12 protein-coding genes are annotated in these 13,583 nt (G+C 69.4%); 4 read left to right on the forward strand and 8 right to left on the reverse strand.

Annotation, left to right across the window (positions count from 1 at the left end; all coding sequences use genetic code 11):
• Positions 1 to 39: 39 nt before the first annotated feature.
• Positions 40 to 645 (reverse strand): response regulator transcription factor, encoded by a 606-nt coding sequence (locus ACQP2E_RS27220; protein ID WP_111647981.1) that lies wholly within the window; start codon positions 643 to 645, stop codon positions 40 to 42.
• A 696-nt stretch (positions 646 to 1,341) separates the two neighbouring features.
• A complete protein-coding gene (locus ACQP2E_RS27225; RefSeq protein ID WP_433825791.1) occupies positions 1,342 to 3,411 on the reverse strand; it encodes a M14 family zinc carboxypeptidase in 2,070 nt (689 codons plus the stop codon).
• 171 nt (positions 3,412 to 3,582) lie between these two features.
• On the opposite strand from ACQP2E_RS27225, the gene ACQP2E_RS27230 reads away from it, so the two are divergent.
• From ACQP2E_RS27230 to ACQP2E_RS27240, 3 genes are all read left to right on the forward strand, one after another.
• Complete coding sequence (locus tag ACQP2E_RS27230; RefSeq protein ID WP_433825792.1) at positions 3,583 to 4,983, forward strand: hypothetical protein; 1,401 nt, start codon at positions 3,583 to 3,585, stop codon at positions 4,981 to 4,983.
• A 217-nt stretch (positions 4,984 to 5,200) separates the two neighbouring features.
• Positions 5,201 to 6,439 (forward strand): AAA family ATPase, encoded by a 1,239-nt coding sequence (locus tag ACQP2E_RS27235; RefSeq protein WP_433825793.1) that lies wholly within the window; start codon positions 5,201 to 5,203, stop codon positions 6,437 to 6,439.
• Positions 6,436 to 7,761, forward strand: a complete 1,326-nt coding sequence (locus ACQP2E_RS27240; RefSeq protein WP_433825794.1) for a vWA domain-containing protein — start codon at positions 6,436 to 6,438, stop codon at positions 7,759 to 7,761. The genes ACQP2E_RS27235 and ACQP2E_RS27240 overlap by 4 nt, the downstream gene beginning before the upstream one ends.
• 75 nt (positions 7,762 to 7,836) lie before the next feature.
• Here ACQP2E_RS27240 and ACQP2E_RS27245 read toward each other — a convergent pair whose 3' ends face one another.
• The 4 genes from ACQP2E_RS27245 to ACQP2E_RS27260 all read right to left on the reverse strand — a co-directional run bounded on the left by ACQP2E_RS27245 (position 7,837) and on the right by ACQP2E_RS27260 (position 11,560).
• A complete protein-coding gene (locus ACQP2E_RS27245; RefSeq protein WP_433825795.1) occupies positions 7,837 to 8,493 on the reverse strand; it encodes a phosphotransferase in 657 nt (218 codons plus the stop codon).
• A gap of 93 nt (positions 8,494 to 8,586) precedes the next feature.
• Positions 8,587 to 10,158 carry a DHA2 family efflux MFS transporter permease subunit gene (locus tag ACQP2E_RS27250; protein WP_433825796.1) on the reverse strand — a complete coding sequence of 524 codons (1,572 nt, stop codon included), beginning with the start codon at positions 10,156 to 10,158 and terminating at the stop codon, positions 8,587 to 8,589.
• A gap of 107 nt (positions 10,159 to 10,265) precedes the next feature.
• The gene (locus tag ACQP2E_RS27255) at positions 10,266 to 10,874 is read right to left on the reverse strand and encodes a lysostaphin resistance A-like protein (protein ID WP_433825797.1); all 609 of its coding nucleotides are present in this window, start codon (positions 10,872 to 10,874) and stop codon (positions 10,266 to 10,268) included.
• 5 nt (positions 10,875 to 10,879) lie between these two features.
• Positions 10,880 to 11,560 (reverse strand): SAM-dependent methyltransferase, encoded by a 681-nt coding sequence (locus ACQP2E_RS27260; protein WP_433825798.1) that lies wholly within the window; start codon positions 11,558 to 11,560, stop codon positions 10,880 to 10,882.
• Between the two features lie 84 nt (positions 11,561 to 11,644).
• Here ACQP2E_RS27260 and ACQP2E_RS27265 point away from each other — a divergent pair, with 84 nt between their 5' ends.
• Entirely contained in the window at positions 11,645 to 12,208 is a 564-nt protein-coding gene (locus tag ACQP2E_RS27265) for an NUDIX hydrolase (protein ID WP_433825799.1), read from the forward strand.
• On the opposite strand, the gene ACQP2E_RS27270 is transcribed toward ACQP2E_RS27265, so the two are convergent.
• Together ACQP2E_RS27270 and ACQP2E_RS27275 are read right to left on the reverse strand one after the other, a co-directional pair.
• Positions 12,190 to 12,780 (reverse strand): dihydrofolate reductase family protein, encoded by a 591-nt coding sequence (locus ACQP2E_RS27270; RefSeq protein ID WP_433825800.1) that lies wholly within the window; start codon positions 12,778 to 12,780, stop codon positions 12,190 to 12,192. The two genes, ACQP2E_RS27265 and ACQP2E_RS27270, sit on opposite strands and share 19 nt — an antisense overlap.
• A 182-nt stretch (positions 12,781 to 12,962) precedes the next feature.
• Positions 12,963 to 13,538, reverse strand: coding sequence for a Uma2 family endonuclease (locus tag ACQP2E_RS27275; RefSeq protein ID WP_433825801.1), 576 nt, complete (start codon positions 13,536 to 13,538; stop codon positions 12,963 to 12,965).
• Between the last annotated feature and the right edge of the window lie 45 nt (positions 13,539 to 13,583).

Raw genomic sequence — 13,583 nt, forward strand, 5'->3', positions numbered from 1 at the left:
TCCCACGTTACGCCGCAGCGCTGGGAGAGCCCTGGTAGATCAGCGGAGCCAGCCTTCTTTACGGGCGATCCGGATGGCGTCGAGGCGGTTGCGGGCACCGGTCTTGGAGATGATCGCGGACAGGTAGTTGCGCACGGTGCCGCCGGACAGGTAGAGCCGGCCGGCGATCTCCTTCACGGACTCGCCCTCCGCCGCGAGCCCGAGGACTTCCAGTTCCCGGGTGCTCAGGCCGCGGTCGGTGTTGAGCGAGGCGGCCTGCAGCATCGGCGAGACCACCCGTTCACCACGGGCGAGCCGGCGCACCGCGTCCGCGAGGGTGGTCGGCGAGGAGTCCTTGATCAGGAAGTTCAGCCCGCCGTTCCACCGGCGTGGTGGCAGCATGCCGCGTTTCGACGGGTCGCAGAGCAGCAGCATGGAACAGGACGGGATCGCGGTGTGCAGTTCGACGGCGATCGGCAGCACCTGGCTCACCATGTACTCCGTGTCGATCACCACGACGCCCGGCCAGAGCTGGGCGGCGCGCTGCGCCAGGTCGCTGCCGATGGGCAGGGTGTCGACATAGTGCATGTCCGGTTCGGTCTCGAGGAACGTCCGCACCGGGACACCGAAGTATCCCTCGTCTCTGACAACGACGACCCGGATCATTCACACCACCCTCGTCGATCGACGCCGGCGAGAGGCCTTGGCGTCGGCATGGCAGGAACGCTGGATGCACTTACCTTTCTATCGCCCCGTGTCCATTCGGCAGACCCCGGGGCGACAGATCTTTTATTGATCTCGATGAACGCGAGTTGTGCCAGGTCATGACAGATCCGTGCCAGCGGCGCGGCCGCTGGACACCTACTTAACGTAACGGTCGGAGGCACTCTTCGCACAGAGCCATAGCCGATCGACTGACTGAGGTTTACCGGATCTACGAAATCAGTGCAGGAAATCCGGGAGATATCGATCAGTTACACTGCAGAAATCAGGGACGAGTCCTGACTTTTCCGGACTAATCGGGCACAAAAGTGATCAGAATTCGTCATTGTGATCACCTGAAAGTGATAATGGTTCCGGGTCCGCAATCATTCCGTTATTTGATCAATTCATGATCGGCCACGACCGAAAGGGATCACTCTCTCCCGGGGCGGCGCGGTGGTACCCCGGACGTGGTCCGGTCTGCGTCGCACGCATGACCCGTGCCCGTGACCCTCTGCCGTGAGCGCGACCCGTCGCCGGAGGCGGCGGCGGGTCGCGCCGGGGCGTGGACGGCAGACGCCTCGGGCTGACTCGGGCTTTGCGGTTACGCGTATCGAAGGGTGGGCGCGGCTGAGGAACGCAGCGCGCCCACCGTCGGGGTCAGCGCAGGTCGGACTGGTCGCGGGCGATGCGGACGAGTTCGATGAGGCCGCCGGCGTATTCCTGGGATTCGGCGTGGGCCTCGTCGAACGGGGGCTGGAAGCCGACGCCTTCCCACTGCTGGGTGGTTTCGTTCCAGCGGTCGTTGCCTACTTCGAAGTTCCAGGCGGTGATGCCGAGATCGTAGTAGAGGTGGTCGGCGGAGTTGCCGGCCGCGGAGTAGAGGACGTCGGCGACCGGGCCGGTGTAGGCCGGCCAGGTGACCGTGCCGCGTTCGGCGGCGATGGCGCCGACGATGCGTTTCGCGCTGCTCAGGAAGAAGGCGGCTTCGTCGATCGACGGGCGGGGCAGGGTGATCCGGCCGGGGACCTTGTAGGCGCCCGGTGACCACATGAAATAGCCGCCGTAGCTGTGCACGTTCAGCGAGAACTTGATGTTCTTGTGCTGGGACGCGAGTGCCACGACGTTGCGGCTTTCCGCCTCGGACAGTTCGCCGGTTCCGGCGTAGGTGCCGGAGAGGCAGTTCGCGCTGGCGCCGACATAGCCGTCGAAATAGGAGCCGACGGCGTAGTTGCGGTTCACGTCGACGCCCCACGAGTTGCGGTACCGGGGGTCACGCTGGGCGCCGGCACAGTGGTTGACCAGGTTCTTCCGCTGGAAGTTGAAGTCGTTGAACGAGTAGTTGGCGCCGTCCGGATTGACCGTCGGGATGATGAAGACATCTGTCGAATCGACGAGTTCCTTCGTCGCCGGGTCGGTCGCGTAATTGGCCAGGAGCCGTTCCGCGAATTCGAGTGTGACCAGCGGGGTCGCCCATTCCCGGGCGTGTTCCTGCGAATAGGCGAGCACGCCGGGCTTCGTGCCGTTGCGCACCTTGCCGATCCGCAGCGCCTGCACGGTCTGCGGTTTCGTCGGCACCTCGGTGCCGGCCAACCCGTCGTCGAGCTGCACCGGACCGGCCACCGGCATGATCAGACCGGCCGAGCCGTCCTCGACGAACGCGGTGAACCGCTTCGGGAACCTCGCCGCGATCAGCGCGGCCACATCGCCGGTCGAGCTGATCACTTCGCCACCGGCTCCGGTGCCGAGCTTCACGGTCAAGACCCGATCACGGTACGAGGCAGCGAGCGGGCTGTTCGCCTTTCCCGGATCGATCGTGCGCACCTGGACGCCGTTGAAGCCCTGGTCGCCGAACTTGACCGACTCCACGACGATCGCCGCGGTCGCCGGGTCACCGAGATAGGCGGCGGCGGTGCGCCGGTACCCCTGGGTCTTGTTCGGCAGGTCGAGCACGTCGACCAGCTTCGGATACTGCCTGGCCAGTCGCTTGATCCGGGCGGTGATGTCGGCCGGCGTCAGATAGGCGTCGACGAAGTCCTTCTGGTATCCGGCCGGGTTCGCCGGCGGGGTGGAGCCGGGCCAGGCCGCCGGGGTGATCGCCCGGGAAACCCCGCCGAGGCTGGAGGTGGCGGTGACACTGACCGGTGTGGCGGGCAGGGGTTGCGGCAGGGCGTAGTGGTACTGGTATTCGTCCGCGTCCTCGAACCTGACCAGCGGGTACGTGCCGGTGGTGCCGTCCGCGGTCGTCCACCTCACGGTGATCTCGACGTCCGGGTCGTCGGAGGCGGTGGTGGCTACCTGGGTCTGCAGGAAGGTCCGGCCGTTGCCGGTCCACCAGTAGGCCTGCAGGAACTGCAGGGTGTCCGCCTGCTGGGTGGTGATCAGGTTGCGGGCGGCGTTCGTGGTCTCGCCGTGGATCAGTTGGACGGGGGTGGCGTTGAGCTCGATCAGCTCGGCGAGTTGGCGGTTGTCCACGACGATGTCGGCGACGATTTTGTCCGGCGTGGTTCGCGGCCGGGCGGCGATGTCGGCGCCGCTGGTCAGGAGGCGCTCGAAGGCGGCCTCGTCGGGTAGCTCGAATCGGATGAGGGCGTGTTCGCCTGCTCCGAGCGTGATTGTCTGGGCTTTCCTGGCTCCTTGGGCTCCTTGCGCTGCTTGGGCGGTCACGGGTTGGACCGTCAGCAACGTCGTGGTCAGCAGTGCGGCGGACAGGATTGCCGGCCAGCGCATCGAACCTCCTGCGGCGTCGAAGGATGTCACCCTCCACCGCAATCCAAAGATTCGAATATGTCAATCGGTTGGATTCACTGCTGACAGGGCCGGGTCCGGCGTTGTAGGCTCCCCGGCGATGAATACCTCCTGGTACGGAACGGGGGTCTCGTTCGCCGAAGGTGAGTGCTGATGCGCTCCCGCTCCGCGATCGAGAACCGTCTTCTATCCTGGCGTCGCGTGCGCGAGTTCGCCGTGCCGCCCTCGATGATCGAGTCCGCCACCGCTCGCCGCTCGGCCGGCGACTGGGCCGGTGCCTGCGTGGCCGCACGGTTCGACGTCGATTTCTCCGTTGGGTCCGTGTCTCGTGTCCACGGCCGTGAGATCGCTGAACTGCTTCGGGCGGACCTGCGGGTTCTCGCGCCGGACCTGCTGCGCTGGCACCTGCCGCGGGTCGGGCCGGAGGGTTTGCTCCGGCCCGGGCTGACCCTGTCACTCGCCCGGTACGGCGGGTTGCATCTGGTCGCCCGCACCGATCCGGCCTGGGCGGACGCGGGCCAGCGGGTCAGTCTGGCGCTGTGGGAGCGGGGCGGTCCGGGGGTCCCCGGGCATCCGCATGCGCGGCCTGACCGGCGGTTCCGGCTGGATCTGCATCGCTGCTTGTGGGACGCGGAGTCGGCGGGGTCGCTGCGAGAGCGGGCGGGGTCTGCTCCCGCAGAGCCTGATGGTGCAGGGCCTGATGGTGCAGGGCCTGATGGTGCAGGGCCTGATGGTGCAGGGCCTGATGGTGCAGGGCCTGACGTCGCAGAGCCTGATGTCGCAGGGGCCGATCTGGCCGCGCGGGGGTTCGCTGTGCTTCGGTGGCGTGACGAGGCCGCGATCCTGCTGGCGGCTGACGGCTTGCCGGATGGGCCGGTAGCCGTGCGGCTCGGCGCCGGTCGGTGGCTGCATCTCGGCCCGGGCGGTGCGGTGACCTGCGCGGGTGACCACGGCGGGTTGCCGGTGCTGCCGGACGCGGCTACGTGGGTGCCGCCCGATCTGTTGCTGCTTCGCGCCGGCCTGATCGAGGCGTCGCTGTTGCACCCGCTCGTGGCGGCGGCGCTGGTTCCGCAGGAGCCCGCGGGCTCGGTTGTCTCGACGGGCGCAGCGGGCGCGGGTGGGGAGCGGTTTGTGGAGTGTGGCGGTGCTCGGCATCGGATCGGGCTGGTTGGCGGGGTGCTCGCCCCGCTCGATCACGATCCCGCGGAACTGCGCCGCGAGCAGCTCCTGATCGCCCTCGGCGGCACGCCGATGCCCTGCCTGCGGGCCGTCGACGCGACGATCCGGCATCCGGAGGATCTCGTCGACGTCCGCGCACGGCTGGATCACGGTGATTATTCCGGGGCGCTCGACACCCTGGAGGCGTTGCTCGGTCCCGGCGTGCTGCTCCGCGAAGGCGCCCTGCGGGACGAACTGGAAGCGGCCGTGGATCAGCGGGTCGTCCACGGGCTGTTCCGGGCCGGCATGGCCGGGCACTGTCCACCCCGCTCCCCCGAGGAAACCGAACGCCGTCGCAAGGTCCGGACCCGCCCCCGCCTGTCCCGATCCCGCTGAATCCCGGCACCCGCTCTCCCCCGTCGCCGCGCCCGCTCTCTCCCGTCGCCGCACCCCGCGTCCTTGCTGGCGGTCGCTGAGTCGTGACCCGCCGCGAGGGTGCCGGAGACGTGTTCTCGTTCGCCTCCACACCCGTTGCGGGTGTAGCCACGCCCACAGCCGCTCGCACCACTCATCACGTTCTTCCACCATCTCGACCAACCAAAGGTGATCTGAATTGACTCGTGCTCCCGCTTCGCCCGGCACCCTCGACATCTCCGCTGACCTGCTCGCTCTGCTCGGTGACACCGTTACCGAGGCACGGCCCGACGTGCAGCTCGAAGCGCTCACTCTCGCGGTCAGCGCCGACCTTCCGGTGTTGCTCTGGGGTGAACCCGGCATCGGCAAGACCGCGGCGCTCACCCACCTCGCGGAATCCCTCGGGCTGCCCCTGACCACGGTGATCGCGAGTTTGCACGAACCGTCGGACTTCGCCGGGCTGCCGGTCGTCGGCGATGATCCGGCGGTACAGGGTGTGCCGATGGCGCCGCCGGACTGGGCGGTGCGCCTCGCGCGTACCGGGAAGGGGTTGCTCTTTCTTGATGAACTTTCGACCGCTCCCCCGGCGGTGCAGGCCGCGCTGCTGCGGGTGGTGCTGGAACGGCAGGTGGGCGCACTGCGGTTGCCGCCGGGCATCCGGATCGTGGCGGCTGCCAATCCGCGCGGGTCGGCGGCGGACGGGTGGGAGCTGAGCGCTCCGCTGGCGAACCGGTTCGTCCACCTGCAGTGGGCGTACGACCATGAGGTCGTGGTGCGCGGTCTCGGCGGGACGTGGCCCCGGGCGAGTCTGCCGAGCCTCGACGCGGATCGACTGCCGGAGGCGGTGGCGCTCGCCCGGCGGGCGGTGTGCGGGCTTCTCGGCGCCCGGCCCAAGCTGGTGCACCAGCTGCCGAACACCGAGACCCGGCGCGGCGGTCCCTGGCCGTCGCCACGCAGCTGGGAGATGGCGCTGCGGCTGCTGGCTTTCGCCACCGCCGCCGGCGCCTCTCGCGAGGCGTTGTCCATGTTGGTACGCGGGGCGGTCGGCGACGGGCCGGGCCTGGAACTGCTGGCCGCGCTGGACCGGCTGGACCTGCCGGATCCGGAGGACCTGCTGGCCGACCCGGCGAACGCGGTGCTGCCCAACCGCGGCGACCTGCGGCAGGCGACGCTCGACGCGGTGGTCGAGGCCGTCCGGAACAGGCTGGAGCGCTCCCGCTGGGATGCCGCCTGGGACGTGCTGGTCCGAGCGGTCGGCACCGGCGCCCCCGATCTCGTGGTGGTGCCGGCGACCACCCTGGCCAGGCTGCGCCACGAGGACTGGCCGATCCCGCCGTCGATCGACCGCCTCGCCGGCGCGGTGACACTCTCCGACCGGGCCGAGACAGCCCGCGCCGAGCGAGCCGCCATCCGCCCCCGAGCCGTGTCCGCCCGATGACGGCGAGCCCGGCTCCGAACGACCCGGCGAGCCCGGCTCCGAACGACCCGGCGAGCCCGGCTCGGAACGACCCGGCGAGTCTGGCTCCGAGCGACCCGGCGGTCGTGGATGGCGAGGTGGACTGGGAGAAGCTGTTTGCCGCCCGGCTCCTCGCGACCCGGGCCCGCCCCTATCTCGCCACCGCGCTCTTTGCGCTTCACCCGGTCGAGTCGCGGGACGTGCCGACGATGGCGGTGGATCGGCACTGGCGGTGTTACGTCTCGGCGGCGTTCGTGGAGCGCACGCCGCTCGCGGAGCTGGCCTCGGTCTGGGTGCACGAGGTGTCGCATCTGCTGCGGGATCACCACGGGCGCGGGGATCGGTACGCCGCGAAGCACGACGTGGACGGGCCCGGTGAGCGGCTGCGGATGAACATCGCCGCGGACTGCGAGATCAATGACGATGCGTTCGGTGACGGGCTGCCCGTCCCGGCCGGCGCCGTCAATCCGAGCCGCCTCGGGCTGGAATCCGGCCGGCTCATGGAGGAGTACCTGCGGGATTTCCGGCTCGGCACCCGCACGAGCCAGTGGGCGTGGCTGGACTGTGGCAGTGGCGCCGACGGCAGTGTGCGGCACTGGGATCTCGGCCCCGGCGGGGCGAACGCGCTGAGCAAAGAGGAGCGGGACCGGGTCCGGTTCCGGGTGGCGCAAGGGATCCAGGGGCGGCCCGGTGACGCGCCGGACGGCTGGAAACGGTGGGCCGAGGAGGCGTTCCACCCGCCTCAGCCGTGGCGGCAGCTGCTCGGCGCGGCGGTGCGGTCGGCGGTGTCCGGGGCCGGCACGGGCGACGATTACGCGTACGCCAGGCCTGCTCGAAGGTCGGCGAGCCTGCCCGGGGTGATCCTGCCGAGTCTGCTGCGCCGTCCGCCCCGGGTCTGCGTGGTGATCGACACCTCGGGGTCGGTGAGCGACGCCGAGCTGGGCAGCGCTCTGCTCGAGGTGGCCGCGATCGGGCGTGCCGCCGGGGGCAGGCGGGACGCAGTGTCGGTGATCTCCTGCGATGCGGCGGCGGGTGTCGCGGTGCCGCTGTGCCGGGCCGAGTCGATCCCGCTGATCGGCGGTGGCGGCACTGATCTGCGGGCCGGTTTCGGACAGGCGCTGCGCGGCAACCCGCGGCCGGACGTCGTCGTGGCGCTCACCGACGGCCAGACGCCCTGGCCGGAGCGGCAGCCGCCGTGCCGGACGGTGATCGGGCTCTTCCCGCGCCCGCCGCGGTATTCGGAGCACACCGGATATGTGCCGCAGCCACCGCCGAAGTGGGCTCGGGTGGTGCGGATCGGATGAGAACTCACCCTGCGGCGAGCACCGGAACCCGGCGCCCTTCTCGGCGAAGCGCATGCCCGGGATGCTGCCACCGACCTATGACAAAACTCGGATGAGCGCCGCGACCGACGGCAGCCGGGCGATGTCGTCCGAGGTCAGCGCGGGGTCGGCCGCCCGGATCAGGACGGCTTCGTCGAGTCCGGCCGGCACGTCGGCGCCGGCGGCCCGGGCGAAGGCGGTCAGGAACGAGCGGGCGGCCGAGGCCATCGGGTGTGCCGGATCGGCCGCGACCTGGCCAAGGATCACCGCGGTCAACGCCACGTCGACCTCCGGTGGGCCCTCGGCCGCGTTGTTCCAGTCGATGACGACCGGGCCTCGGGAGGTGAGCAGGACGTTCTCCGGGTGCAGGTCGCGGTGCAGGATCCGGTCGCCGGGGTGGCGGGCGGTGCGGGCCGGGAGCGCGTGCAGGCGGTGGTGCAGGCCGGCCAGGCAGGCGGCACCCGCAGCCACGTCGATGCGTCCTGTCGTGAAGGCTTCGGTCATCGTGGTGCCGTCGAGTCGTTCCAGGATCAGGTCGGTGCCGCGTACCTCGTACACCTGGGGTATGGGGAAGTCGAAGCGCGCGAGATGCGTCATGATCTCGGCTTCCGGGGTGGCGTCCGTTCCGTCGCGATAGCGACGCAGGACGCGGCGTTCGTCGAGGGCGAAGACGTCCGCCTGCCGTCCGGTTCCGATCAGCGGCAATCCGGTCACCTGCGCCACGCTAGCGGCAACCGTCGACACGGAGAACGGCGAAGGGCCGGGCGACGTCCTCGTCCGCCCGGCCCCGCCGCAGAACTCGGTAACTCAGTGCAGGATGACCGGTGTCGCGGCGCCCTCGGACTCCAGGGACGCGACCTCCCGCTTGCGGGGCAGGAAGAACGCCGGGATCAACGTCAGCAGGGTGAGCACGAAGCCGACCATGAAGGTCGTCCCGAACGCGTCGGCGGCGAACTGCAGGCCACGCTCCAGGACCGACGGGTCCGGGAACTGCTGGCCCACCGCCGGGTCCTGCACGGCGGCGATCGCGAGGCCGGCCTCGGAGACCGGCTCGCCGCTCACCGGGTTGGTGACGCCGGGGATGGCCGGCGACTGGTTGAGCTGGTTGGTCAGGATCACCGACATGATCGCGGTGCCGATCGAGCCGGCGATCTGCTGAAGGATGTTCAGCAGGGTGGAGCCGCGGGCCACCTCGTGGTTGGTGAGCGTGCGCAGCGCCGCCGTCATGATCGGCATCATGGTGCCGCCCATGCCGAGGCCCATCACGAACAGCGAGCCGCACAGCAGCAGGTACGACGTATCGGTGCCGACCTGGGTGAACGCGAAGAAGCCGGCGGCGATCAGCAGCAGGGCGAACGGCACGGTACGCCCGACCGGCACCTTGTCAGCGAGCATCCCCGCGATCGGCATGGTGACCATGGCGCCGATGCCCTGCGGCGCCATCAGCAGGCCGGCGTCGAGTGTCGACTCGCCGCGGATCTGCAGGAAGTAACTGGGGAACAGCAGGCCGGCACCCATGAACGCGACGGTGAACACGGCCAGGGTGACCGAGGCGACGGTCAGGTTCCGGTTGCGCAGCAGACGCAGGTCGAGCAGCGGGTGCCGCGGCTTGAACGAGTAGAAGACGAACCCGATGACGAGCAGTGCGCCGGCGAGCATCGGCACCCACACTTTGGTGGCGCTCATGGTGCCGGTCTCCGGCAGCGAGGACACGCCGTACAGGAAGAGCGCGAGGCCGGGCGAGAGCATCAGCATGCCGACGAAGTCGAACGACTCGGACGGCTCGGGGCTGTCCTTCGGGAGCACGATCTGGGCGTAGATCAGGGCGACGATGCCGATCGGCAGGTTGATCAGGAAGATCCAGTGCCAGCTCGCGGCGTCGATCAGCCAGCCGCCGAGGATCGGGCCGCCGATCGGGCCGAGCAGCATCGGTACGCCGAGCACGGCCATCAGCCGGCCGATCCGCTCCGGGCCGGCGGCCTTCGTCATGATCGTCATGCCGAGCGGCATGAGCATGCCGCCGCCGAGGCCCTGCAGCACCCGGTATCCGATGAGCTGGCCGATGCTGTCGGCGGTGGCGCAGAGCACCGAGCCGAGGGTGAAGAGCAGCAGCGCGGTCATGTACAGCCGCTTGGTGCCGAACCGGTCGGCGGCCCAGCCGGTCAGCGGGATCACCGTCGCCAGGGCCAGGGTGTAACCGGTCATGGTCCAGGCGACTTCGGCGTACGTCGCGCCGAACTCGGTCTGGAACGTGGGCAGGGCGACGCTGACCACGGTGATGTCGAGGATCGACATGATGGCGCCGAGGACCACGACACCGGCGATTTTGAGGACGGCGCCGTCGAGTTTGGCCGGCGCAGCCACGGGTTGTGTACTCACGAAATCTCCTGGGGACCGGGAATCCTGCGGCGTACGATGCGGGCCAGCGCGCACCCGGGATGCACGCCGTGCAGCTTAGCGACGTAACTCCAGGTCCACGTCCCCTTTTACCTGCCGGCAGAGGGCCCGTAACGATCATCACCGGAACGTGCGCGGACCGCCGTCGATGCGAGAACTCCCAGGCCATTGGCTGCCCAGTGCACGGCTACCGGTGCCAGCAAGCCGCCGGAAAGGTCGCGGAGCAGGCCGAATGCCACACCGGCAATGGTGGTGAACGCCACTGTGCCCAGCTGCGTTCGCAGGCCCGGATCGGGTGATATGTGCCAGAGACCGAAGAGCACCGCGGTGACGCCGGTAGCCCAGACGGGTCCGTGGTGGCGGTCGATCAGGGTCCAGAGCACCCCGCGGAAGGCGACCTCCTCGAAGACCACTGTCGCGAGCGGGATCTCGACGATCGCGGTGCGCCACGGTGTCGGGAAGTGCTGGGCGGCCAGGGCGCGGCGGGTGGGTGGGATGAGCAGGGCCAGCCCGTAACACGCCGCGATCACGAGGACGCCGGTCAGGGCGTACCCAGGGCCGGTCCCGAGAGCCGGCGGCACGCCGGTGAGAAGGACCAGCAGCGCCGCGGCCAGCGGACCGGTGATCGGCTGAGCCCATCCGGGACCGGTCCGGTTCCAGATCCGGACCGCCACCATCACCGACAAAGCGATCGACACCGCGGTCACTGCCCTCTTGGCCTCTCCCGCCGGGCCTCGATCAGGGTTCGGGTGGAGTGGGCGACGAACGAGCCCCTCTCCCGGATGTGGGCGTCCATCGCCACCAGCCGCTGCCGGTACCGCTCGACGTCGAAGTCCGGCACCCACCACACGCATCGGCGCAGTATCCACACGACTGCTCCGACGTCGAAGAACTCCATCTTCAGGCGTACCAACCGGGCTTGATCCACGCGCAGACCCGCAGCTCGCGCCGCTGAGGTCTCCGCACGCGGATCTCGCGCCAGGCGCTGCCTCGGCAGCGGCCCGGTGAAGAACTCGATCAGCTCGAACGCGGACGCCGGGCCCACGTGCTGGGCCAGGTAGGTGCCGCCCGGCGCGAGCACCCGGGCGATCTCATCCCACGCCGGATCGACCGGATGCCGGCTGGTGACCAGGTCGAACTCGCCGCCGGCGAACGGCAGCGGCGCGCCCTGCGGCACCTGGACAACCTCGACGCCGGCGAGCACCTCACCGCCACCGGTGTCCAGGTCGAGAGCGGACTCGGCGCCGGGCAGGCGCCGGGCCAGCATCCTTTGGTACGCCCACGGGGGCCGCTCCTCCGACGCCCGGCCCCGCAGCCAGCCGAAATCCCAGCCGGTCACGTCCGCCGTGGCCGCCTCGCCGATCAGGTCCTCGAATCCCCGCACGCTGTCATGCTCGCGGATGCGTCAACCGGGTTTCGCTGTGCCAACGTGACCATCCTGGCAACGATCGCGTGGCATCATGCCCGGATGCGGCAGTCAGTGATGCTCGTACACAACCTGGTGACGGCACTCGATCCGTTCGACAATCTGGAAGCGGAACATCGGGCGCACACCCTGGGATGGCTGCGCAGCACCGGTGACGTCTTCCGGCGGGTCAAACCGGCCGAGCCGGCCCAGCACCTCGTGTCGTACGTGGTGCCGGTGGACCCGGCCAGCGGCAGCGTGCTGCTCGTCGACCACGTCAACGCCGGGCTGTGGCTACCGCCCGGCGGGCATGTCGAGGTGGACGAGGACCCGCGGGAGACGGCGGCTCGTGAGGTGCGCGAGGAGCTCGGTGTCGAGGGCGGGATCGACGAGAATCCGCTGTTCCTGACCGTCACCCGGACCGTCGGAATGGATCATGGACATACCGACGTGAGTCTTTGGTTCGTACTCTCGCTCGGTCTTGATCAGAGCCTGACCCCTGATCAGGGTGAGTTTCGCGAGGTGCGCTGGTGGTCGCCGGAGGAGTTGTCGGCGGCGGATCGGGCGCGGTTCGATCCGCACCTGTTCCGGTTCCTGGCGAAGGCGTCTCACTTGATCACGCGGTAGGTCAGGTGGGTGACGCCGCCGCCTTCGATCACGTCGGGGCCGTCAAGGCGGATCGGGGCGATCGTGAGGCCGGTGAAGAAGCTGATGCCCTCGCCGAGCAGGACCGGGATCAGTGAGACGGTGATCTCGTCGAGCAGGCCGGCGTCGAGGTATTGCCTGGTGAGCGTGGGTGTGGAAACCGCTATGACGCGGTCACCGGCCTCGGTCTGGGCGGCGTCGAGCGCGGTGATCGCGTCCGGGTAGAAGCTGACCGGCAGGCCGTCGCGCGGCCAGCCGGCCGGTGTCGCGTGGCTGACCACGAAGATCGGGCAACCGGCGGGGTGGCGTCCGTTCCAGCCGTCGGTGTGGTCGAAGAGGCGGCGGCCACAGATCAGCGCGCCGACCGCGCCACCCACGGCGGGTCGCAGGAAGCGGGCACTGGCCTCGGTGACGTGGAACGTCCATCGCGGGTCGGCGCTGGAAATCTCGACATCGCCGTTCTGGTACCAGCCGAAGAGTTCGCCGACGCCGCCGTGCTCGTCAGCGACAAAGCCGTCGAGCGACATGGACAGCGCGGACACGACTTTGCCCACGGCAGTCCTCCTTCGACGGTTGTCTCCGCAGGTTGACCGGTTACCGGGCAGATGGCAAGCCAGGTGGGATGCCATGACACCCGGGAGGGTGGCGCCGGCGCGGTTCACTCACGCGCGGTGCCGGGACTGGTTGCCGAACGCATAGGCCTTGGTGGCCGAACCGGCGTAGCCGGGCGATTCGGTTACCAGTCGACGAGGGTGTTGGTGTCGATCACGCAGTGGAAGGGGCCGTCAAAGGTCAGGGCTTCACCGAACGCCACCGCGACGTGCTCGACATAGTGCTTGTCATCGAGGCGGAAGAGCCGCAAGGCGACCGACTCGAAATCCACCAGGTCCGGCTCCACCAGCAAGTACCACCCGATCCGGGCTGTCGCGTAGAACTGCATTTTGAGCAGGCGGTCGTTCGCGGCATCGCTCGGCGACACGATCTCGCAGATCAGGGCAACCTCGGACGCCTCGATGACACCGCCCTTGGGATCGGTGTCGGCCACCACCAGGTCGGGGATGACGATCCGGTCGGTCCCCAGCCGCACGTTGGCCGCCTCGTACGCGCGCAGGCCCGCCGCCCGGGCCGCGGGCCGGATCCCCGCCATCAACAGGAACGAGATGTCCTGATGAGGCTTGTTCGGCGCCGGGCTCACCCACAATCCCCCATCGATCAGCTCGATCCGGTTCGGTGTCTCGCCGATCGCGAAATATTGCTCTTCACTCCACGGACCCGGATGCCCCAGCAGTGCGACGCTCATCGGCAGGCTCACCTCCAGACAGGTACTTGCGCCAAGTCTGCCACGTGTCCAGCCGGG

The organism is Actinoplanes sp. CA-015351, from assembly GCF_050955685.1.
In the GTDB taxonomy this organism is placed as follows: domain Bacteria; phylum Actinomycetota; class Actinomycetes; order Mycobacteriales; family Micromonosporaceae; genus Actinoplanes.